The 22374-nt window shown below is 34.5% G+C and carries 20 protein-coding genes and 1 riboswitch; of the genes, 11 read left to right on the plus strand and 9 right to left on the minus strand.

All coding sequences use genetic code 11. The features are described from left to right. Positions 1-6: 6 nt before the first annotated feature. Positions 7-438: a DUF3997 domain-containing protein gene (locus ACZDYH_RS03310; RefSeq protein ID WP_000758787.1), complete on the minus strand. Its 432-nt coding sequence runs from the start codon at positions 436-438 to the stop codon at positions 7-9. Between the two features lie 131 nt (positions 439-569). On the opposite strand from ACZDYH_RS03310, the gene ACZDYH_RS03315 reads away from it, so the two are divergent. The 3 genes from ACZDYH_RS03315 (at position 570) to ACZDYH_RS03325 (ending at position 1907) form a co-directional block, all read left to right on the plus strand. Then, entirely contained in the window at positions 570-1025 is a 456-nt protein-coding gene (locus ACZDYH_RS03315; RefSeq protein ID WP_000769082.1) for an RDD family protein, read from the plus strand. Between the two features lie 211 nt (positions 1026-1236). Then, a complete protein-coding gene (locus ACZDYH_RS03320) occupies positions 1237-1326 on the plus strand; it encodes a hypothetical protein (RefSeq protein ID WP_000145636.1) in 90 nt (29 codons plus the stop codon). A 71-nt stretch (positions 1327-1397) separates the two neighbouring features. Continuing rightward, complete coding sequence (locus ACZDYH_RS03325; protein WP_000218410.1) at positions 1398-1907, plus strand: SDR family NAD(P)-dependent oxidoreductase; 510 nt, start codon at positions 1398-1400, stop codon at positions 1905-1907. A gap of 64 nt (positions 1908-1971) precedes the next feature. Here ACZDYH_RS03325 and ACZDYH_RS03330 read toward each other — a convergent pair whose 3' ends face one another. Next, entirely contained in the window at positions 1972-3072 is a 1101-nt protein-coding gene (locus tag ACZDYH_RS03330; RefSeq protein WP_000818931.1) for an ABC transporter ATP-binding protein, read from the minus strand. Positions 3073-3334: 262 nt separating this feature from the next. Between ACZDYH_RS03330 and malL the strand changes: the two genes are divergently transcribed. Next, positions 3335-5011, plus strand: coding sequence for an oligo-1,6-glucosidase (malL, locus tag ACZDYH_RS03335; RefSeq protein ID WP_006928171.1), 1677 nt, complete (start codon positions 3335-3337; stop codon positions 5009-5011). A gap of 46 nt (positions 5012-5057) precedes the next feature. On the opposite strand, the gene ACZDYH_RS03340 is transcribed toward malL, so the two are convergent. Beyond that, positions 5058-6818 (minus strand): alpha-glycosidase, encoded by a 1761-nt coding sequence (locus ACZDYH_RS03340; RefSeq protein WP_000471782.1) that lies wholly within the window; start codon positions 6816-6818, stop codon positions 5058-5060. A 323-nt stretch (positions 6819-7141) separates the two neighbouring features. Here ACZDYH_RS03340 and ACZDYH_RS03345 point away from each other — a divergent pair, with 323 nt between their 5' ends. The 4 genes from ACZDYH_RS03345 (at position 7142) to malR (ending at position 11914) form a co-directional block, all read left to right on the plus strand. Further along, positions 7142-8401 carry an extracellular solute-binding protein gene (locus ACZDYH_RS03345; RefSeq protein ID WP_000709923.1) on the plus strand — a complete coding sequence of 420 codons (1260 nt, stop codon included), beginning with the start codon at positions 7142-7144 and terminating at the stop codon, positions 8399-8401. Between the two features lie 76 nt (positions 8402-8477). Continuing rightward, a complete protein-coding gene (gene malC / locus ACZDYH_RS03350) occupies positions 8478-9779 on the plus strand; it encodes a maltosaccharide ABC transporter permease MalC (protein ID WP_001194996.1) in 1302 nt (433 codons plus the stop codon). Further along, a complete protein-coding gene (gene malD, locus ACZDYH_RS03355; protein ID WP_001022608.1) occupies positions 9780-10622 on the plus strand; it encodes a maltosaccharide ABC transporter permease MalD in 843 nt (280 codons plus the stop codon). A 269-nt stretch (positions 10623-10891) separates the two neighbouring features. Continuing rightward, a complete protein-coding gene (malR, locus tag ACZDYH_RS03360; RefSeq protein ID WP_000219053.1) occupies positions 10892-11914 on the plus strand; it encodes a maltose operon transcriptional repressor MalR in 1023 nt (340 codons plus the stop codon). Positions 11915-11927: 13 nt separating this feature from the next. Here the strand turns inward: malR and ACZDYH_RS03365 are convergent, their stop codons facing one another. Further along, positions 11928-13091 (minus strand): aminotransferase A, encoded by a 1164-nt coding sequence (locus tag ACZDYH_RS03365; RefSeq protein ID WP_000434577.1) that lies wholly within the window; start codon positions 13089-13091, stop codon positions 11928-11930. Between the two features lie 122 nt (positions 13092-13213). Continuing rightward, a complete protein-coding gene (locus tag ACZDYH_RS03370) occupies positions 13214-13414 on the minus strand; it encodes a hypothetical protein (RefSeq protein WP_000929280.1) in 201 nt (66 codons plus the stop codon). A gap of 310 nt (positions 13415-13724) precedes the next feature. Between ACZDYH_RS03370 and kinB the strand changes: the two genes are divergently transcribed. Next, entirely contained in the window at positions 13725-14999 is a 1275-nt protein-coding gene (gene kinB / locus ACZDYH_RS03375) for a sporulation sensor histidine kinase KinB (RefSeq protein WP_000420369.1), read from the plus strand. Positions 15000-15037: 38 nt separating this feature from the next. Here kinB and ACZDYH_RS03380 read toward each other — a convergent pair whose 3' ends face one another. Beyond that, entirely contained in the window at positions 15038-15787 is a 750-nt protein-coding gene (locus tag ACZDYH_RS03380; RefSeq protein WP_000388471.1) for a DUF3967 domain-containing protein, read from the minus strand. A 226-nt stretch (positions 15788-16013) separates the two neighbouring features. Here ACZDYH_RS03380 and nucA point away from each other — a divergent pair, with 226 nt between their 5' ends. Beyond that, positions 16014-16448 carry a DNA-entry nuclease gene (gene nucA, locus ACZDYH_RS03385; protein ID WP_000811494.1) on the plus strand — a complete coding sequence of 145 codons (435 nt, stop codon included), beginning with the start codon at positions 16014-16016 and terminating at the stop codon, positions 16446-16448. Between the two features lie 36 nt (positions 16449-16484). Next, positions 16485-16874, plus strand: coding sequence for a competence protein ComJ (gene comJ, locus ACZDYH_RS03390; RefSeq protein ID WP_000424030.1), 390 nt, complete (start codon positions 16485-16487; stop codon positions 16872-16874). 38 nt (positions 16875-16912) lie between these two features. On the opposite strand, the gene metE is transcribed toward comJ, so the two are convergent. The 3 genes from metE to ACZDYH_RS03405 form a co-directional block, all read right to left on the minus strand. Beyond that, positions 16913-19201: a 5-methyltetrahydropteroyltriglutamate--homocysteine S-methyltransferase gene (gene metE / locus ACZDYH_RS03395; RefSeq protein ID WP_001007608.1), complete on the minus strand. Its 2289-nt coding sequence runs from the start codon at positions 19199-19201 to the stop codon at positions 16913-16915. Positions 19202-19329: 128 nt separating this feature from the next. Next, a riboswitch (cobalamin riboswitch) is annotated at positions 19330-19517 on the minus strand. Positions 19518-19713: 196 nt separating this feature from the next. Continuing rightward, positions 19714-20271: a PadR family transcriptional regulator gene (locus tag ACZDYH_RS03400; protein ID WP_000062062.1), complete on the minus strand. Its 558-nt coding sequence runs from the start codon at positions 20269-20271 to the stop codon at positions 19714-19716. A 228-nt stretch (positions 20272-20499) separates the two neighbouring features. After that, the gene (locus ACZDYH_RS03405; protein WP_000449912.1) at positions 20500-22041 is read right to left on the minus strand and encodes an MDR family MFS transporter; all 1542 of its coding nucleotides are present in this window, start codon (positions 22039-22041) and stop codon (positions 20500-20502) included. Positions 22042-22374: the final 333 nt, after the last annotated feature.

The following is a 22374-nucleotide window of genomic DNA, read 5'->3' on the forward strand; positions in this document are numbered from 1 at the left end:
CAAATATTATGCTGACTGTTTTTTTATTTCTTTTATGTATGAATCTACATTTTGAAAAGGCACCTTAATTTTAAACGCATCTTTTTGTTCATTAAATTGCTTTTCATTGTAGGGACCGAAACGTTTATTGTGCTTTACATCAATAATCCAATAATGTTCACTTTTTTTATTTGCAATTGCTGCGTCAGGGTTATTTGGATCTGATTTTTCCTCAGTTTGTTTTGCAATAATGTATTTATCATCCCAAGCAATGTCTGTAATTTTTGCAGGGATGTATTGTGTGGCATATACAGCATCTTGCGAGGGGAAAAGTTCAAATGCATTTCCAGAAGTACGTATGAGTTCGTATTCATCGTTAACCATATAAGTTAAGTGACTTGTGTTTCCTGCACAACCAGTTAATAGGAAGGCGACGAATAGGATTATCCATTTTTTCAATATGGGAACCTCCTTTATAATGCTATTGTAACAAATTGTACAAGAAAAGTAAGAGAAACGCTAGTTTACAATGTTTTTTAGAAGTGGTACGATGAGACGGGTAAAGAAGGATATGAAGGAGTCGACATAAAATGAAGTTAAAGATGCATCGTCCAGCGCTTGTAATGAATCGCATAGGTGCTTCCCTAATTGACATGTTTTTAATCTCGGTTATGTATGGTGCAGTAGTAGCTATTATGACCGGAAACTATAGTGCTATGTTTAAGCGCTTTAATATAAGCTTAGGTGATTTTAGATATGATTTTGCAGTAGTTTTCATATTAATGGCGATATATTTTATTGTATTACCCTTTCTTTGGAACGGTGTTACACTTGGAAAAAAGATAACGAGAATAAAACTAATTTCATTGAAGAGTGAAAAGCTAACATTGCAAACATTAATTATAAGATTTTTTGTAGTGTTATTACCGAACGTATTGCTATTAGGAATTCCATTAATATGTAATGTATATATGATGTTGTTCCGCAAAGATAATTGTGGTTTTCAGGATTTAATTACAAAAACGAAAGTAATAAGTCTTGTATAATGAAAAAAAGACCTTTTTATATATAAAAGGGTCTTTTTGATTTTATAAGTATATGGGGAATGTTTACAGTAAGGAAAAGCCAAAATGTATTATTTCTATTTATAATAGATTGAAAATTAAGAAAATGATATAATGATTAAAAATAATATCTTTATTCCGCCATATTGGGGTTGAGTAAAATTTCACTTTATATAATAAGGGGGAAGTTAAAATGACAGGAGGTAGCATAATTTTTTGGGGTATTCTCATTTTTATCGGTCTAGTTTTCGATCAGCGTAATAATAAGAAAAAAGAAGGATAAAAAGTAAACGTTTACAAATTAAATAGCAATTTTTCTTGCTTGCAGATTAATCTTATAAAGGAGTATACTGAATGACGGTAAGACTTATAGAAGGGGTAATGAAAATGAAGCTTGCAGGAAAAGTTGCTATCGTAACTGGCGGTGGCATCGGTATTGGACGTAATACAGCTCTTTTGTTGGCTAAACAAGGCGCAAAAGTTATTGTGACGGACATTGATCAAGAGAGTGGACAAGCAACAGTGGAGGAAATTATGAATCTAGGCGGAGAAGCACTTTTTGTATCCTATGATATGGGAAAGCAAGGAGATTGGCAACGCGTTATTAGCATTACTTTGAATGCATTCAGTCGCATTGATATGCTTTTTCAAAATGCTGGTTTATATAAAATAGATTCTATTTTTTCTCGCCAACAAGAGAACGATTCCAATGTACTTTGTATTAATGACGTTTGGATAGAGATAAAACAATTAACGTCATCTTTTATGAAACAGCAAGAAGAAGTGGTGCTTAGTGATTTACCGATTTTCGGTATTATTAGCACGAAAGGACAATCATTTCATACAGTAGAAGCCCTAGTATAATAATGAAAACCGCCCTCAATATATGTGGACGGTTTTTTGTATGTGTATAGTAAAGATAAATTTTTTAGCGAATACGTTGTTCAGTTTGGTTATCAAAGAAATGCGCTTTATTCATATCAAATGCTAATTTAATTTGGTCACCAGGTGAAAACGTATGTCTTGCATCTACACGTGCCGCAAAATCTTGATTCCCAAGTTTCATATATAAAATGGATTCAGCACCTAATAACTCAGCAACTTCAATTTTTGTTGTGAAGGCAGTAGATTGTGAAGCTTCTAAAAATAGTAGTTCATCATGAATGTCCTCTGGACGAATACCTAAAACAATTTCCTTATTTACATAGCCTTGTTCACGTAGCATCTTCATTTTTCCTTCAGATACTTTAATTTTTATAGTATTGTCTATAACGAAATCGGTTTCAGTCAATTTACCACGGAAGAAGTTCATAGCTGGTGAGCCGATAAATCCACCCACGAAAATGTTTTCTGGTGTTTCATATACTTCTTTTGGAGTTCCAATTTGTTGGATTTTTCCATCCTTCATAACGACAAGACGCGAAGCCATAGTCATTGCTTCTGTTTGATCATGTGTTACATAAATTGTTGTTGTTCCAAGACGATGATGTAGCTTAGAAATTTCTGAGCGCATTGCAACACGGAGTTTAGCATCTAAGTTTGATAATGGTTCATCCATTAAGAAAACTTTTGCATCTCGAACGATTGCTCTACCTAAAGCAACACGTTGGCGCTGTCCACCTGATAATGCTTTCGGTTTTCTATCTAAATATTGTTCAAGTCCTAAAATTTTTGCTGCATCTTTCACACGACGATCGATTTCATCTTTTGGTATTTTTCGAAGTTTTAATCCAAATGCCATATTATCATATACACTCATATGTGGATAAAGAGCGTAGTTTTGGAATACCATAGCGATATCTCGATCTTTTGGAGGAACATCATTCATTAGTTTACCATCAATTGAAAACTCGCCTTTTGAAATATCTTCAAGTCCAGCTACCATTCGTAATGTTGTAGATTTTCCGCATCCAGAAGGACCGACAAATACAATAAATTCTTTATCTTGAATGTGTAAATTAAAATCAGTTACAGCTGTTACGTTATTATCATATATTTTATAAATGTTTTCTAATTTAAGTTCTGCCATGGTATTTCCCCCTAGAAATAATTATGCAAACGTTTTCTTTGAGTTCATTATAAACGAATAGATTCAAAAAATAAATAAAAAAATAAAACGTTTTCATTTATTGGAGATTTATTAGTGGTTTTCATATGTTTTCTTAGAAAAAGAACAATAAAAATTGTAAGCGCTATTTTAAATTGAGATAGAATCTGTTATCATTCATTAATGAAAACGTTTGCGCCTTAAAAAAGAGAAAAATGAATGATGAATGAAATGGGGTAGCATAATGGAAAAACAATGGTGGAAAGAAAGTGTAGTATATCAAATTTATCCTCGTAGCTTTATGGATAGTAATGGTGATGGTATAGGAGATCTTCAAGGGATTATTTCAAAGCTAGATTACTTAAAAGAGTTAGGGATTGATGTGATTTGGTTATCACCAGTCTATGAATCTCCAAATGATGATAATGGTTATGATATAAGCGATTATTGTAAAATTATGAACGAGTTCGGAACAATGGAAGATTGGGATGAGCTATTACATGAAATGCATGAACGTAATATGAAACTTATGATGGACTTAGTTGTTAATCATACTTCGGATGAACATAATTGGTTTATTGAATCACGTAAATCAAAAGATAATAAATATAGAGATTACTATATATGGCGCCCTGGAAAAGAAGGAAAAGAGCCGAATAACTGGGGAGCAGCGTTTAGTGGATCAGCATGGCAGTATGATGAAATGACAGATGAATATTATTTACATCTGTTTTCTAAAAAACAGCCAGATTTAAATTGGGATAATGAAAAGGTAAGACAAGATGTTTATGAAATGATGAAGTTTTGGTTAGAAAAAGGAATTGATGGCTTCCGTATGGATGTTATTAATTTTATTTCTAAAGAAGAGGGATTACCAGCTGTTGAAACAGAAGAAGAGGGGTATGTTTCAGGTCATAAGCATTTTATGAACGGTCCAAACATTCATAAATATTTACATGAAATGAATGAGGAAGTATTATCGCATTATGATATTATGACGGTTGGTGAAATGCCTGGTGTAACGACAGAAGAAGCGAAATTGTATACTGGAGAAGAACGAAAAGAATTGCAAATGGTATTCCAATTTGAACATATGGATTTAGATTCAGGAGAAGGTGGAAAGTGGGATGTAAAACCATGCTCACTTCTTACTTTAAAAGAGAATTTAACAAAGTGGCAAAAAGCATTAGAGCATACCGGATGGAATAGCCTTTATTGGAATAATCATGATCAGCCTCGCGTTGTATCTCGTTTTGGTAATGATGGAATGTATCGCATTGAATCAGCAAAAATGTTAGCGACAGTTCTTCATATGATGAAAGGAACGCCATATATTTATCAAGGAGAGGAAATCGGAATGACGAACGTTCGGTTCCAATCAATTGATGAATATCGAGATATTGAAACGTTAAATATGTATAAAGAAAAAGTGATAGACCATGGTGAAGATATAGAAAAAGTAATGGAATCTATTTATATAAAGGGTCGTGATAATGCTAGAACTCCGATGCAGTGGAATAATCAGAATCACGCTGGATTTACAAAAGGTGAACCTTGGATTACTGTAAATCCTAACTATAAAGAGATTAATGTGAAACAAGCAATCCAAGATGAAGGTTCAATTTTTTATTACTATAAGAAATTAATTGAACTACGCAAAAATAATGAAATAGTTGTGTATGGATCATATGATTTAATATTAGATAATGACCCTTCTATTTTTGCTTATGTAAGAACATATGGAGATGAAAAACTACTTGTCATTGCAAACTTTACTGCGGATGAAAGTGTATTTGAAATGCCTAAGGATATTAGTTATAGTGAATCAGAGTTATTTATACACAATTACGATGTAGAAATCGGATCAATAGATAACATTCCATTACGTCCGTATGAAGCGATAGTGTTCAAATTGAAATAAGAAAAAGCCTTATGCCACTTCAAACTTGGCATAAGGCTTTTTTGGATTACCATTTTAATATGGAGAATCCATATGGAGGAAGTGTAACTTGTAATACACTTGCTTCTGCTGAAAATTCTTCGTTTGTATAAATGTTAATTATTTTCTTACCAGTAACATGAAGAGGGAGTGAAACTGTAACTTCACTATTAGTAGGGTTTAAAACGAAAAAGATAGTTTCATCCTCATATGTTTTCGTATAAGAAATATAATTATGTTCATCATTTGCTTCGATGAATTGAAAAGTACCATGTCCTCCAAATGCTTTATGTTGTTTCCGTAATAAAATCAATGTTTGTATATGGGTAAATAATGCATGATCTTGTTCTTTAGTATCCCAAATCATACATTTACGGCAATCAGGGTCCATGCCGCCATCCATACCAATTTCATCTCCGTAATAAATACAAGGAGAGCCGATGAAAGAAAGATGGAATACATAGAGCAATTTCAACTTATTTTTATCTCCGTTGCATGTTGTTAAAATTCTTGGAGTATCATGGCTGTCTAATAAATGAAATGCTGCTTCATTTACATTCATAGAGTAGGAATGTAGAGATTCTGTAATTTGCTTCATGAATTCACTTGCTTTAATGGAATCGTTAGCAAAGTAAGAAAGTAGAGCGTTTGTAACAGGATAGCTCATGACAGCATCAAATTGATCGCCTTGTAGCCACGGAAGGGCATCGTGCCAAATTTCTCCCAAAATATATACTTCAGGATTTAGTGTCTTTATTTCAGTTCGGAATTCTCTCCAAAAGTTGTGATCGACTTCATTGGCGACATCAAGGCGCCAGCCATCTATATTGAATTCTCGTACCCAATAACGTCCTACTTCAAGTAAGTATTCTTTTACATCTGGATGAGCTGTATTTAATTTTGGCATATACGGTGTAAAGGCGAAAGTATCATAATTTGGAAGTGGTTCGGTTATAATCGGAAATTCATGAATGTGGAACCACTCTTTATATGCGGACTTCTCACCATTCTCTAGTACGTCTTGAAATTTCTCGAAAAAGTATCCACTATGATTAAACACAGCATCGAGCATTACTTTTATACCGTGCTTATGACATTCTTCAACGAGCTCTTTAAAAGTTTCTTTCGTCCCAAATTGTGGGTCAATTTCCATATAGTCAATTGTGTCATATTTATGGTTTGAATGAGCTTTGAAAATAGGTGTGAAATATATTCCGGAAATGCCAAGCTTAACAAGGTAATCAAGGTTTTGAATAACACCAGAAAAATCTCCGCCGAAAAAGTTAGTTGGAGTTGGATTCGCACTTCCCCAAGGGAGGGTGTTTTCTGGATTCAGCGTACTATCGCCATTAGCGAATCGCTCAGGGAAAATCTGATACCAAATGGTGTCTTTAATCCAAGATGGTGCTTTGAATACATCATCTGCATGAATAAATGGAAAACAGAAAAAGTTACCAACATCATCATTTGGAATGCTAGAAAAGAATCCTCGCTCTGCATAAATAAGAGTGTCTGTTTCAGATTTTAATTCAAACCCATAACGTAAGCGCTTAAATTTTGGTTCGATTGAAATGGACCAATAATCAAATAATGCAGTAGAACCCGTTTTTTTCATGGGTGTACTTGCTGATATCCATTTCCCGTCTTTCCATTCGTAAGGATCACCGTAAATAAGATCGGCGCTTTGAATATCATCTCTCTTAGTACGTACTCGGATGTGAATTGTTTGTTCATCATAAGCGTATGCATAATTATCTTTCGGCCTATGATAAATGGCTTCTTTAAACATATAGAAAATCCCCCTTCAATATCTCTATACATAGTATTCCCTTAAGTGTAATAATAAAGCCTATATTGCAAACGATTGCCTTTCTCGTAGCTTTAATATTGCTTATAAGAGTAGTATTCATTTCATATAAAGTCAATGTATAAAGAGTATAATGACATAATTTTTAAATTAATATTTGCAAAATGAATAAAAGAATGTATAATGATAGACAAATAGCGCAAACGTTTTCATAGATTGAGATATTGTTTGCGCTTCAATTAAACTATTAAATGCAAACGTTTTCAGTTACTGAGGTACATAGACAATTTAGGGAGGTTTTTGGGATGAAGAAAGCATTATCATTATTAACGGTTTCAGCATTATCTATTGGTATGTTATCTGCATGTGGGCCGAAAGATTCAGGGAAAAAAGAGGAAAGTAAAGCGAAAAAAGACTATGATCTTCTTGTTTGGGAAGATGATAAAAAAGGTGTTGGTTTAGAACCAGCAGTGAAAAGCTTTGAGGAAAAATATAAAGTAAAAGTAAAAGTTGTTGAAATGCAAATGACAGATCAAGTGAAGAAGTTACGCCTTGATGGGCCAGCGGGGACTGGACCAGATGTTGTAACATTGCCACACGATCAAATCGGAAATGCAGTAACAGAAGGTTTACTTTCTGAAGTGAAAGCAGATGATGCTGTAAAGAGTAAATTTACTAATTCATCAATAGAAGCACAGACATATAATGGAAAATTATATGGTTTACCAAAAGCAATTGAGACACCAGTCTTTATTTACAATAAAAAACTAATGCCAAAAGCGCCAGAAACGATGGACGAGCTGTTTAACTTCTCAAAAGAATTTACGAAAGATGGCAAGTACGGATTTTTAGCATTAGGAGATAACTTCTACTTTGCTAATGCATTCATGGCAGGTATGGGCGGTTATGTATTTGGTGAAAAAGATGGAAAGCCAAATGCAAGTGATGTTGGATTAAATAATAGCGGAGCAGTACAAGGTGCTGAATATCTTCAAAAATGGTACAAGGAAAAATTATTCCCAAAAGGTATTATCGGTGAATCAGGTGGGCCTGCTGCTGATGGACTATTCAATGAAGGAAAAGCAGCTTCTATCATGAATGGCCCATGGGCGTTCCAAGCAATGGAAAAGAACGGGATTGATTATGGCGTTGCTCCAATGCCGAAATTACCAAATGGTCAACCAATGAAAACGTTTGTTGGGGTTAAAGGATGGCATGTAACAAGTTTCTCTAAACAAAATGATTTAGCTACAAAATTCACTGAGTGGGTAACAAATGAAGAAAACGCAAAAATTCGATTTGAGAAAACAAAAGAAATTCCTCCAGTAAAATCAGTAATGGAAGATCCAATTATTAAAGATAACGAAGCTGCAAAAGCAGTTGCAACGCAATCTGAAAATGGAATTCCAATGCCAAACATTCCAGAAATGCAAGAAGTTTGGAAACCAGCTGGAGATGCGCTTCAATTAGTTGTTACAGATAAAGAGGCACCAAAAGCGGCGCTTGATAGTGCAGTGAAACAAATTAAAGGTAATATTGAGGCAAATCATAACAAGAAAAAATAAGGTGAAATTCGTGCCTCTAATATGAGAGGCACGAATTCTCTCCCTTCCATGTAGGAAGAAAAAAGGGGGAAGGAACATGCAAACATCTATGGAACCAGCAAATGGGTTAAACCATTCAAAGCATAGGAAAATGGCAACCATGTTATCAATCATTCCAGGCGTGGGCCAAATGTATAATAAACAATTTGTAAAAGGTCTTATTTTTCTAGTATTAACAGGTTCTTTTATTGTAGCCTTTGCTGATTTATTAAATATGGGATTATGGGGTATTGTAACGCTTGGTACAGAAGTTCCACGTGACCATTCTGTCTTTCTATTAGTAGAAGGAATCTTGGCCCTTATCGTTATCGCTTTTGGGCTAGGCATATATGCATTTAACTTATATGATGCATACCAAAATGGAAAGAAACGTGATAGCGGAACACCGTTAAATTCTGTAAAAGAGCAATATCGTAATTTGTTAGATCAAGGTTTTCCTTATTTAATGGTTTCACCAGGTTTTCTACTACTTATCTTTGTTGTCGTATTTCCAATCATCTTCGTAATTTTAATTGGATTTACAAACTATGATTTATATCATTCTCCTCCAGCTAAATTAGTAGATTGGGTGGGCTTTAAAAACTTTATTGATATTTTCACTTTACCGATGTGGAGAGAGACATTTGTAAGTGTATTCTCTTGGACTGTCATTTGGACATTCGTTGCAACAACATTACAAGTTGCACTTGGTATTTTCTTAGCGATTATCGTAAATCAGCCCGGTATTAAAGGAAAGGCGATTATTCGAACAATCTTCATTTTACCGTGGGCGGTTCCAGCATTCGTATCTATTCTTGTTTTCTCTGGTATGTTTAATGAAACATTCGGAGCGATTAACAATCAAGTATTAGCTTTATTCGGAATTGAAAAGATTGCTTGGATGACAGATCCATTTTGGGCGAAGATTGCTTTAATTATGATTCAAACGTGGCTTGGGTTCCCGTTTATCTTTGCGATGACAACAGGTATACTGCAATCGATTCCGGGAGAATTATATGAAGCGGCTACAGTAGATGGAGCAACTGCTTGGCAACAGTTCCGCAAAATTACATTGCCACTTGTGTTATATGCAACAGCGCCAATATTAATTACGCAATATACGTTTAACTTTAATAACTTTAGTATCATCTATCTATTTAATGGTGGAGGTCCTGCTGTAGCTGGACAAGACGCAGGTGGAACGGATATTTTAATTTCATGGATTTATAAGTTAACGATGACTTCAGCGCAGTACGGAAAAGCAGCAGCTCTTACAATGATATTATCGTTAATTGTTATTACAGTTGCGTTATGGCAATTTAAGAGAACAAAATCATTCCAAGAAGAGGATATGATGTAAATGAATATTAAAAGACAGAAGATGTTACGTCTCTCATTAAGTTATTTAGTTATTTTCGTAATGTGTGCCATCATTTTCTATCCGTTATTATGGATTATTGGCTCATCGTTTAATCCGGGTGATAGTTTATCTGGATCAAGTATTATTCCACAAAATGCAACGTTAGATCATTATCGTAAGTTATTAGATCTAGAGAATAGTAATTACTTACTATGGTATAAAAACACATTAAAAGTAAGTGTTTTAACGATGATTTTCTCAGTGTTAGCAATTAGCTTTACTGCTTATGCATTTTCGAGATATCGTTTTGTTGGAAGAAAAAATGGTTTATTAACATTTTTAATTCTGCAAATGATTCCAAACTTTGCAGCGTTAATTGCTTTATACGTATTAGCTCAATTAACAGGATTAATTGATACACACCTTGCATTAATTTTGATTTATGTAGGCGGGGCTATTCCGATGAATACATGGCTTATGAAAGGGTATTTTGATACGATTCCGAAAGAACTAGATGAATCAGCTCGAATGGATGGAGCAGGGCATTTTCGTATTTTTTGGCAAATCATTATGCCACTTGCAAAGCCAATCGTAGCGGTTGTAGCGTTATTTACTTTCATTGGTCCATTTACAGATTTCATTTTAGCGAGTATTATTTTGCGAACACCAGAAAATTATACTTTAGCAGTTGGATTATATGAAATGGTTGCGAAGAAATTCGGTAATGAATTTACAACGTTTGCAGCGGGTTCTGTGTTAATTGCGATCCCAATTTCAATTTTATTCCTATCACTACAAAAATACTTTATTTCTGGTTTAACAGCTGGAGGTACAAAAGGATGAAAAATGGGACATTACGTCCCATTTTTCTTTTCATCTCCCTATAAATAAGTTTATAGGGAGATGAAAAGAGATTTGACATCACATGTGAAAAGAAGTGAAATAAATAGTATATTATAGTATAGGAAAAAATAGCTATATCCCTTACAATACATGAAGAGGGAGAATAGGATTAGTTTTGCAAGATATAAGAAATGAAAGTTTATGACTTGCAATGAGTGCGAGATAAAATATATGAAAAATGGCAGAGAAATGAGAGGAGGGGGATTTTTATGACAGTTACAATTAAAGATGTGGCGAAGCAAGCGAATGTGGCACCATCAACAGTTTCTCGTGTAATTGCTGATAATCCAAGTATAAGTGAAAAGACAAAGCGCCGTGTTAGGAAAGTGATGAGTGAATTAGGGTATCATCCCAATTTAAATGCGAGAAATCTTGCGAACCAAACGACGAAAACACTTGGTCTTGTTATGCCAAGTTCTGCAAGTAAAGCTTTTCAAAATCCATTTTTCCCAGAAGTTATAAGAGGGATTAGTTCATTTGCACACGTAGAAGGTTATGCGCTTTACATGTCGACAGGTGAAACGGAAGAGGAAATTTTTAATGGTGTCGTAAAGATGGTACAGGGACGCCAAATTGGTGGCATTATTCTTTTATATTCAAGGGAGAATGATCGGATTATTCAATATTTACATGAACAAAATTTCCCGTTTGTTTTAATAGGAAAACCATATGATCGAAAAGATGAAATTACATATGTAGATAATGACAATTATACAGCTGCAAGAGAAGTGGCAGAATATTTAATTTCATTAGGGCATAAGCAAATCGCGTTCATTGGTGGTGGATCAGATTTACTTGTAACGAGAGATCGTTTAGCTGGTATGAGTGATGCCTTGAAATTAGCAGACATTGTATTACCAAAAGAATATATTTTACATTTTGATTTTTCGAGGGAAAGTGGTCAACAAGCTGTTGAGGAATTAATGGGACTGCAGCAACCGCCAACGGCAATTATGGCAACCGATGACTTAATTGGACTTGGTGTGTTAAGTGCTCTTTCTAAAAAAGGATTCGTTGTACCGAAAGATGTTTCTATTGTAAGCTTTAATAATGCTTTATTATCAGAAATTGCGAGCCCTCCACTTTCGACAGTTGATGTGAATATTTATCAGCTAGGATATGAGGCAGCAAAAGCTTTAGTTGATAAAGTAGAGAATGCAGAATCCACTGCAAAGTGTATCATTATTCCTCATAAATTACTAAAACGTCAAACTTGTGATCATTATGCATAAAAAAGCTAAGAGTTTAACTCTTAGCTTTTTTCATTAGAAAGGCTTCTAATCGGTCGCAGCCTTCTTTTAAAGTTTCGATACTATACGCATAGGACAAGCGAAGGTAGCCTTCACCGTATTCAGAGAATGCTGTTCCAGGAACTACAGCTAGTCCCGCTTCTTTGACAAGATCAAGTGCAAAATCAAATGATGAAGATGTCAAATGACCAACATATGGGAATAAGTAAAATGCACCTGTTGGCTTTTCAACTGTTAATTCCATTTGAGTGAGTCTATTATATACGTAATCACGGCGTTTTTTATATTGGTGGCGCATCATTTTTGGTGCGTCTTTAGCTGCTGTTAATGCTTCAATTGCAGCGTATTGAGCGATTGAAGTAGCACACGTTACATTGTATTGATGAACTTTTAATATGTGTCCTGCTAAATAGCTTGGTGCAAATAAAAGTCCAACACGCCAGCCAGTCATAGAATGTGATTTAGATAAACCGTTAATGACAATTGTCTTTTCACGCATTTCTGGGAAATGTGCGATAGATGTATGCTTTTGTTCATATACAAGCTCACTATAAATTTCATCTGAAAGGACGAAAATATTTTTATCTTTTAAAACATCTACAATATCTTTTAATTCTTCTGTGGATAAAGTTACACCAGTTGGATTAGAAGGATACGGTAGTACGATACATCTTGTTTTTTCTGTAATAGCATTTTTAAGCGCTTCAGCTGTTAAACGAAATCCAGTTTCACGAACATCTACAAAAATAGGCGTTGCACCGCATAATCGAATAATGGGTTCGTAACCTGGATAAATAGGAGCAGGTAAAATTACTTCTGTTCCTGGCTCTAAAATCGTTCGGAATGCAACATCAATTGCTTCGCTAGCACCGATTGTAACGATGGTTTCGTTTTCAGGTGAGTAATGTAAATCGTAGTTATCTTTTACGAAGTTACAAGCTGCCTTACGTAATTCTAATAAACCAGCGTTATGTGTATAGCTTGTATAGTTTTCTGTAATAGCCCGTTTTGCCGCTTCTTTCACGAGAGAAGGTGTAGGGAAATCGGGTTGTCCAATTGTTAAAGAAATCAAATTATCATAGTTTTGAATCATGTTAGAGAATTGACGGATTCCAGAAATTTGGATATCCTTCACTCTAGGGTTAATGAATTGTTCCATTGTATCTCCCTTTCTTCCGTTTGAAAATTAAGTTCATTTTATCATATTTTCTATGATTACGCTTTGTATATGTTATTTAGAAAGAGAGAGAAAAGAGAAAAAAAGCCGCTATAAGCGACTTTTTAATATCCGTATTCCCAATCTATTTCATCTTCATTCCAGAGTACAGAGGATACCTTGCCAAGGTGAACAACTGATTCGTTCACAGCACATGTGCAGTTTTCTTCTCCCGCTTTATGCTGTAACTCTTCATATACTGATTTTTCAACATTTTCTAGAACAACCAAATTTTCTTCTTTTAAAACAAGCGTAGTACCCGCCATATTTATCTTCCTCCTACTAAAGTAATGATCACTTATTTGTAAACATAGATAGTATGGATTATATGCTGTATTTTGCTATAGTTGTCCGTCTAAAAAAGTATTTTTATATTTTCTTTGTAATCCGTATTCATTGTATACTGCACGAAGGAAATTTGGTACAGGGTTTACAATCATTTCGAAAATCTGTAACAATTATTATGAGTTGTTAACAAAGAATTAACAAATATGTTAAGAAAAATCAAAATTTTAAAACAAATACACATATAAAATGATATAATCATATCAAAATACATATAGGGGATGAGAGGTTATGGAGCTTATCCGTGATTTATTGATTCAAATTGCCATCATAATTTTGCCACTATTTTTATATGAAGCGATTCGTTTAAATCGCTATCAAGAAATGCCTCCGAAGCCAAATCGTTACTTTATTATGTTTTTATCTAGCGTTACGCTCGTTCTCTCCATGACATACTCTATTTGTTTTGGCAATGTGTGTGGGTATAACTTTCATCCCATTCCAATTGTCAGTGGTTTTTTATATGGTGGGATTGTTGGTTTAATCCCAGCGGTTATTTTTGTTGCATACGAATGGTTACTAAAGGGAATGAGCTTTCTTCCAGTTTTAGAAGTAATATTTTTATTGATAGTTCCGCTATTTTTATCAAAGAAATGGTCTCTTTTTTCAAGGGATAAGAAATTAATTTTAGCATTTATGATTTCATCATTTTATGTGCTTGTTTCTTTAGTATTAGGCATGATTAATGTTCTTTTGGAAACAGGATTTACACCGTATATTTCGCAAATATATAGCGGATTTATATTTGCCTCGCTTATCATGGTCATGACAATGGTATTCCAGGTGTATTTAACTGAATATTTAAATGAAAATGCATTGCTACGTACAGAGATGCAAAAATCAGAAAAGCTTAATATTGTAAGTGAGTTAGCAGCAAGTGTGGCACATGAAGTTCGAAATCCACTAACTGTTGTTCGTGGATTTATCCAATTGCTAGAAAGTACGGAAGATGTGAAGAATAAGGATTATATGCGTCTCGTATTAGCTGAATTGGATCGGGCGGAACAAATTATTTCAGATTACTTAAATTTAGCAAGGCCACAAATTGAGAAAAAAGAACACATTTGTTTATCAGCCCAATTAATAGAAATGACCACTCTTATGTCGTCATTTGCAGCGATGCAAGGTGTATATTTACAAGTTGAAATTTCAGAAAGTCTTTATACGATTGGTGATAAGACAAAATTGAAGCAAGCCATTATGAATGTTGTTAAAAATGGTATTGAAGCAATTCAAGGAAATAAAGGATATTTAAAAGTAACAGCTATTCAAAAAGATGAAACAATCATAATAAGAGTTAAAGATAGTGGTGTTGGTATGACGAAAGAACAGTTAGCAAGGCTTGGGCAACCATATTATTCTTTAAAAGAAAAAGGGACAGGATTAGGACTTATGGTAACATTTAGTATTTTACAAGCGCATAATGGTACATTGGAATATAAGAGTGAAAGTGGAAAAGGCACTGAAGCAATTATTATATTACCAGCTGTACAAAATAAGGAATAAAAGTTACCGATGAAAGGTAACTTTTTATTTTATATTGTTTATTCATTTGTTTTTTCTTGTTTTGCTCGGCTAAATAAACTTTTAAATGATTGAAAGAAGCTTTGCTCTTTTGAGGCAGCAACCATTCTTTTTGTTTCTTGAATTTCTCGAATAACTTGCATAAGCTGTGCATCACGGTTACTGTCTTTATTATAAATTTGACTAACAAGTTTATTCATTTTTTCTTCCTGTTTGGATTCTCGTTTATACATATGATTCATTAATAAGTCCATCTTTTCTTTTTGCAGTGCATCTGTTTGAGCGGCGTGATCGACTAACTCTTGAAGCATTTTTTCTTGAGAGCCTTCTTTTACATAAACTTGTTGCATCAATTCGTCTAGTTTCTCATCCTTTAAACGATTTTGTGTAATTAAAGTAGAATTTTGATGAATAATTGCCTCATTTAATTGAGCTAGCATTTCAAGTTTTAACATGAACTCCTCAAAGTTACGCCCATCTTCTTTTTCTTTCGTTTGTATCTCTTGCTTATCTTGTATAACTGGTACAGGTGGGGCCTCTTTTTCTTTTAAAATAATCGGTATCGTTTCTGAAATATCTTCTTGTAATGTAGCAGCTCTTTCGTGTATAGATTTCAATAATTTTAAATCATCAAGTTTATAAATACGAGCATCAGCTGTTTTGGAAATCATATAACCATGTTCCTCTAACAGTTGACTATATTTGCGAACTATATGTTTTGGGATGCCTGTTTTATTCGTGACATCTTTCGTTTTATAGGTAGCTTCCATCATATTTCCTCCCCAAAAAGTATCGTATATATCATTTCAATCTTTTATGAGGACTTCCTTTGAAAAAGAATGTCGGAAGGCTATTAGTTTTCTACAGCATTAGTGAAAAAATGAAAATTTTTGGCGGAATGGCAAGGAATAACTAAAATAATGTCTGAAAACATATACAGGAGAAGTTTGTTATAATAACGGAGGAAAAGAAACTGGTAGAAACATGGAGGTATACATGAAGCAATTAAAAGGTATTATCATTTCAATTATCGCAATTCTGTCTATTTTAGTAGCAGTTTATGAAGTACTTGTGCCAGAGGAAACAAGTGTAAAGAAAACGAATACGTATGATCAAGTGTTAGAATTTCCGAAAGAACGTTATCCAGAGACAGGAAAACATATTACGGATGCTATAAAAGAAGGGCATTCAGAAGTTTGTACAATCGATCGTGGTGGTGCTGCAGATAGAAGGAAATTGTCGTTAGCACCATATCCATCAAAAAAAGGGTATGATCGTGATGAATGGCCAATGGCGATGTGCAAGGAAGGCGGAAAAGGAGCACATATTGAATATATAAGTCCGGCGGATAACCGTGGAGCAGGCTCTTGGGTAGGGAATAAGTTAGATAAATACCCAGATGGTACGCGAGTAAAATTTGAAGTGAAGTAGTAGTTGTATATTTCATAATGAAGGAGAAGGGGAACTATGGAGTTAACGATTTCTTATTCGCAATTAATGTTGATGAACTATGACGGTGAGCAGCCTTATGTAGATTGGACTGATGAAGATTTTGAAAGAGGTTATGCTAAGGCAGATGGAACTGTTATTTTTGAAGCACTTTCTGATTATACTTGTGAAGTGAAAGTGACCCCAGGGAAACATATTGAAAAAGAAGAAGTAGTTAGAACGATTACGGTTCCTTTTACAGTTGAAAATGAAAGTATCGTTATAACGAGTATTCTTTCTAATAAATTTCAAATACCTATTCCAAATGGTGAGTATACAGTTGTATTACAAGCAATTCCTCTTGAAGAGCCAACGGATGATGAATTATATAAAATACAATATGAATTCTTTTTTGAAAGTAAAGAATAAAAAATGGGTTATCCTGAGAAAAGGATAACCCATTTTTGTTATGCGTTTGTTTTTAAAAGGGAACGAGCATCTTTCGCTGCTTGCACCATATGTTCTAAAGCTGGAATAACTTCTTCTGTTCTTCTCGTTTTTAAACCACAATCAGGATTAATCCAGAAATATTTAGGATCACATACTTCTAAAGATTGTTCTACGATTTTATACATTTCATCTTTACTCGGTACACGTGGGCTATGAATATCATATACACCTAGGCCGATGCCTTTTTCATATGTTGTATGTTTTAATGTATCAATAAATTCTCCGTGACTTCTTGATGTTTCGATAGAAATTACATCTGCATCTAATGCGCGAATCGCGTCAACAATATCTTCGAAGTTACTGTAACACATATGAGTATGAATTTGTGTTTCATTTGCTACAGAAGAAGTTGCTAAAAGGAAGGATTGTACTGCCCATGTAATATAAGCATCCCAATCTTTTTCTTTTAGTGGCATTCCTTCACGAAGTGCGGGCTCATCGACTTGGATTACTCTAATTCCGGAAGATTCAAGTAGTTCAATTTCGTGACGAAGAGCTAGTGCAATTTGATACGAAACTTCTTTTCTTGGAATATCATTTCGAACGAAGGACCAATTTAAAATTGTAACAGGTCCGGTTAACATTCCTTTTACAACTTTCTCTGTTAAGCTTTGCGCATAAACTGTTTCCTTAATAGTCATGCCGTTAATAAAGGCTACATCACCATAAATAACAGGTGGTTTTACGCAGCGGGAACCGTATGATTGTACCCAACCGTTTTTAGTGAATGAGAAACCAGCAAGACGCTCACCAAAATATTCGACCATGTCAGTTCTTTCAAATTCACCATGTACAAGGACATCAAGCCCAATTTCTTCTTGGTAACGAATCCATTTTTCTGTCTCTTTTTCAATAAATTGTTCATATTGTTCATTTGAAATAACACCGTTACGCCATTCTTTTCGCGTTTGACGAACTTCAGTTGTTTGCGGGAAGCTACCAATAGTCGTTGTTGGTAATAGCGGTAACTCTAGAGCAACTTGTTGTAATTCGTATCGTTTTTCAAATGGAAGAGGACGTGAAAAATCTTCTTCTTTTAGTGCTGTTCGTGCTGCTTTGACATCTTCTCGGTTACGTGCAGCAGATGAACGAATTGTATGATGTACGTTTCGATATGTTTCCAGCTCATTACTAATGCTTTCTGTACCTTGAGTGAGAGCGGAATGAATAAGAACTAACTCTTCTAATTTTTGATTTGCAAATGCTAACGCATCAAACAGCTCAGTCGATAAGTGAGTTTCTTCTGTTTTATCGATTGGTGTATGCAATAAGCTACAAGAAGGCTGAACGATGATATCTTTCGTTTGGACTTGTTTTTGTAACGTTGTAAATAATTCAAGAACTTCATCAAGGTCAGCTCTCCAAATGTTACGGCCATCTATACAACCGACAGCTAAAGTTTTATCAGCTGGGAATCCATATTTTGAAATAGCATTTAGATTACCTTCTTTACCATGAATGAAATCTAATCCAATACCGGATACCGGGAATGTAATAATTTCTTCATAGTTTTCTTCTACGCTATCAAAATATGTTTGTAAAAGAAGAGTCGCATTTGGAACCTCTTTACGAATAGCTTCATAAATTTCTTTTGCTTGTTGAACTTCTTTTTTAGTTAAAGAAGCGAAAATCGGTTCATCAACTTGAATGGCTGGTGCACCAGCTGCATGTAGTTCTGAAAGCAGTTGTACGTAAGGTGCAACTAACTGTTTTAAAATGGTAGGAAATTGTTCTTGTGTATAGCCTTTAGCTAATTTTAAGAAAGTATATGGTCCTAAAATAACAGGCTTTCCATCTACTCCTAATTCTTGTTTTGCCTCTTCGTATAAGCGAAGTGGACGATTATCTTTTAAAGAGATTTGTAATCCCTCTTCATATTCAGGAACGATATAGTGATAGTTTGTGTTAAACCATTTTGTCATTTCGGAAGCTACGTGATCTTTAGAGCCACGCGCCATTGCGAAATATACATCAAGGTAAGATGTAAACTCAGAAAAACGTGATGGAATAAATCCTAGCATATAGGCAGTATCCAAAACGTGATCATAATATGTAAAGTCGCCAATTGGAATGAGTTCAATCCCTTTTTCTTGCTGTACTTTTACGTGTTGAAGGCGAATTTCTTTCATTGTTGTTAAAAATTGTTCTTCATCGATTTTATTGGACCAAAAAGCTTCCAATGTTTTTTTCCACTCTCGTTGTAGTCCGATACGTGGATAACCTAAGTTACTTGTTTGAATTGCCATTTTAAATTCCTCCCTAATTGAAAGTAAGCATTTCCGTTTACTAGGAAATACCTATAACAAAAAGTACAAAGACATAGAAAATAAGCCTTCCTTTTTGTTTTAACACCTCATCATCATCCGTGAATCTATCAGTGTTGTTAAAACAGGCAGGTCTCCTGACTTATGCTTCATATAATTTCTTTTACCTTCCCGTTTTCACAGTGGCACCAAAAAGAAATCTCAGCATTTACAGTGGCGGGACCGTGTTGGAGTTTCACCAAGCTTCCCTTTTAAACACGAAACAAAACTTTCGTGTACCTATTTTCCTTTTGAAAGGAATTTAACAAGCGATATGATATTGAAACAAATTTTAACATAATTTTTGGAATTTTGTCTACTGTTTTAAAATAAGAAAATTCTAAAGTTTTTATTTCTTAGTATTCTGACTTTAGTGTTCTGGAGTAACTAATAATATTACAGTATGAAAAGAGAAATTGAGCTATGAAAGAAGTAGGGATGTCTTCTTTCATAGCTCAATCTTCATCTATAGCAACTTCTGAAAGTCGGCCTGCTATAGCATCTTTAAGGAGGGTGTTTAGCCATTGTAATTCAACTGTAATATGCTCAATTACACTTTGCAAAATATATAGTTGTGCACGTGGAACCTTTCCTTTATTACAATCATATATCGTTTGCATAGTATGTAAATATTGAAGAGTATCGTTTTTCTTTTTTTCTAAAATAGGAACTAATTCGTGATCATTGCTAAAGTGAGCGAAAGATAAGGCTGAATAAATAGGTTTATATATTTGGTTTTTGGCTTCGAATTGTTTTAATAGTAAAGTGTGGAATAGTTTTTTGCCTTCTTCTGTTATATGAAAAATCGTTTTGTCAGGTCGATTTGTGTCTCTAATTACATTTGTAATATGAATTGCCCCTTGCTTTTCTAATTGCTCGAAGGCGTAATAAAGTGATCCTTTAGCATATTTAATGTAACAATCCATTTGTCGTTCTTTCATAATATGCTGCACTTCATATGGATGTTTATCTCCTTCGAGTAGCAAGCCGAGAATGACTAATTTCATGCTCATGCTGTCTCAACTCCTGTATATAAAAACTTTATCCAGTAAGATCCCCACCCAAAAATTCAGCGGAAGCAAAGAAGTTAGGTGGGGATTAACTGCCCGTAAAAGCCCGATTGGTGTGGGCTAATAATCAGTGGGGGATGAACATCCCCCCACTGATTAAAGTTTCACTTTATACATAATTATAAACGGCATATCCTTTTTCATAAAGGAATATGCCGCTTCTTTTTTATATTAACTAACTTGCTTTTGTTTTTCTTTCTTTTTAGGGCCTGTAAAGAGGCGTTCATTTCCCATAAGTAAAATACAAATAATACTTAGTACAGCCGGGATGAGTGCCCAGAAGAATGTATTCGCAATAGATGTAGCGAGAGCTTCTTTAATACCCGCTAATATTTCAGCAGGAATTTTTGCGGTAGCGCCTGGTGATAATAAGAAACTTGTGTCTCCGCCTTTTGGAGCTAATTTTGCTAGTTCAGGGGGGAATACAGAGTTTAGTTTATCTGTAAAAATATGATTTTGAATTGTACCGAAAATCGTTACACCAAGGGTCATACCGAGTGATCGGAAGAATGAGTTTGTTGATGTCGCCGAACCACGGTCCCGCATTTCCAACTTGTGAATAGAAGACATACTTAATACTGAGAATGAGAAGCCAACACCAAGCCCAGCGAGAATCATAAATAGTGTTACGAGTAAACGAGGTGTGTCCATTGTTAAAGTACTTAATAAATAAATACCAAGAACGAAGAAGACACCAGATACCATCATAATGTTACGATAGCTTGTTCGAGAAGCTAATTGTCCTCCTGTTTGACTTCCAATTACAGAACCAACCATCATTGGTGTTAAAATTAATCCAGCATTAGAGGCGGAACCTCCAAGAACGCCTTGAATGAAGATTGGAATATAAACTGTACAGATAATAAAAGCGGCACCATAGAAAAAGGCAACTCCTTGACTAGCTGCGAATAAAGGTTTTTTAAATAGATGGAACGAAATAATAGGCTCGGTTGCTTTTCGTTCTACAAAGAAGAAAATAATAAGCGTAATAACTACTGTTGTAAATAAGCCAATAATTACAGTAGAATTCCAGGCATATTCCTTACCACCAAGTTCTAATGCGAACATTAAGCAAACGATACTTATGACAAGTGTAATAGCACCAGCCCAATCAATTTTTTGTTTTCTAAATTCTAGAGACTCACTGTAGTATTTAGTAATGAAGAAAAAGGAGATAAGTCCTAATGGAATATTAATATAGAAGACCCAATGCCAACTTATATAGTCTGTAATATAAGCACCTAATAAAGGACCGAATACACTAGATGTCCCGAAAACAGCACCGAATAGTCCTGTCATCTTCCCGCGTTTTTCTGGTGGGAAGATATCGTACATAATTGTGAAGGCGATAGGCATAAGGGCACCACCACCGATCCCTTGAATAGCTCTATAAATACTTAATTGCTCAATACTTGAAGCTGTTCCGCAAAGAGCAGAACCGAATAAGAAAAGAATGAGGCCCCCAATATAAAAACGTTTCCGCCCGTACATATCAGAAAGTTTCCCGAAGATAGGCATCCCTGCCATTGTTGCTACCATATAAGCTGATGTGACCCAAACAAACTTATCAAATCCTCCTAGGTCTCCAACGATTGTTGCCATTGCGGTTGCAACGATTGTATTATCCATTGCGGCCATTAATATACCAAGCAGTAAACCAGCAACAACAAATTTTGTCTTGTTGGCTTCTTTTTTTAATGGTTGAGTTTCCAAATATAACCCTCCTTTAGAAATAAGTAAACTATATTAAGTTTTGAGTGCAGTGGATAAAAAATTTTAATGTATAGTTGATTTTAATTTCTTTTCCATAAGTGCACTGATATGCCATAAAGAATATTATAGTCAAATTTGACTATAAGGCAAACTTTTTCTTACGTCAAAATATTCTTTCGTATGAGTAGAGAACGAGTGAGCCATACTGAATATTGCTATGAAGGGAATGAAGTAAATTGTAAAAAAATTTCATAAAGAACACCTTCTGTTAATAGATGAAAAATGGTTTTTTCTTCATATTGTCGAATAGGATAAAAGGAAGAGAAATATTAA

The sequence above is a fragment of the Bacillus sp. EB V-12 genome (assembly GCF_056158125.1).

Coding starts and splice junctions, on each gene's coding strand:
- ACZDYH_RS03315 (WP_000769082.1), top strand. CDS start 570: ATGAAGTTAAAGATGCATCGTCCAGCGCTTGTAATGAATCGCATAGGT.
- ACZDYH_RS03320 (WP_000145636.1), top strand. CDS start 1,237: ATGACAGGAGGTAGCATAATTTTTTGGGGTATTCTCATTTTTATCGGT.
- ACZDYH_RS03325 (WP_000218410.1), top strand. CDS start 1,398: ATGACGGTAAGACTTATAGAAGGGGTAATGAAAATGAAGCTTGCAGGA.
- ACZDYH_RS03330 (WP_000818931.1), bottom strand. CDS start 3,072: ATGGCAGAACTTAAATTAGAAAACATTTATAAAATATATGATAATAAC.
- malL (WP_006928171.1), top strand. CDS start 3,335: ATGGAAAAACAATGGTGGAAAGAAAGTGTAGTATATCAAATTTATCCT.
- ACZDYH_RS03340 (WP_000471782.1), bottom strand. CDS start 6,818: ATGTTTAAAGAAGCCATTTATCATAGGCCGAAAGATAATTATGCATAC.
- ACZDYH_RS03345 (WP_000709923.1), top strand. CDS start 7,142: ATGAAGAAAGCATTATCATTATTAACGGTTTCAGCATTATCTATTGGT.
- malC (WP_001194996.1), top strand. CDS start 8,478: ATGCAAACATCTATGGAACCAGCAAATGGGTTAAACCATTCAAAGCAT.
- malD (WP_001022608.1), top strand. CDS start 9,780: ATGAATATTAAAAGACAGAAGATGTTACGTCTCTCATTAAGTTATTTA.
- malR (WP_000219053.1), top strand. CDS start 10,892: ATGACAGTTACAATTAAAGATGTGGCGAAGCAAGCGAATGTGGCACCA.
- ACZDYH_RS03365 (WP_000434577.1), bottom strand. CDS start 13,091: ATGGAACAATTCATTAACCCTAGAGTGAAGGATATCCAAATTTCTGGA.
- ACZDYH_RS03370 (WP_000929280.1), bottom strand. CDS start 13,414: ATGGCGGGTACTACGCTTGTTTTAAAAGAAGAAAATTTGGTTGTTCTA.
- kinB (WP_000420369.1), top strand. CDS start 13,725: ATGGAGCTTATCCGTGATTTATTGATTCAAATTGCCATCATAATTTTG.
- ACZDYH_RS03380 (WP_000388471.1), bottom strand. CDS start 15,787: ATGGAAGCTACCTATAAAACGAAAGATGTCACGAATAAAACAGGCATC.
- nucA (WP_000811494.1), top strand. CDS start 16,014: ATGAAGCAATTAAAAGGTATTATCATTTCAATTATCGCAATTCTGTCT.
- comJ (WP_000424030.1), top strand. CDS start 16,485: ATGGAGTTAACGATTTCTTATTCGCAATTAATGTTGATGAACTATGAC.
- metE (WP_001007608.1), bottom strand. CDS start 19,201: ATGGCAATTCAAACAAGTAACTTAGGTTATCCACGTATCGGACTACAA.
- ACZDYH_RS03400 (WP_000062062.1), bottom strand. CDS start 20,271: ATGAGCATGAAATTAGTCATTCTCGGCTTGCTACTCGAAGGAGATAAA.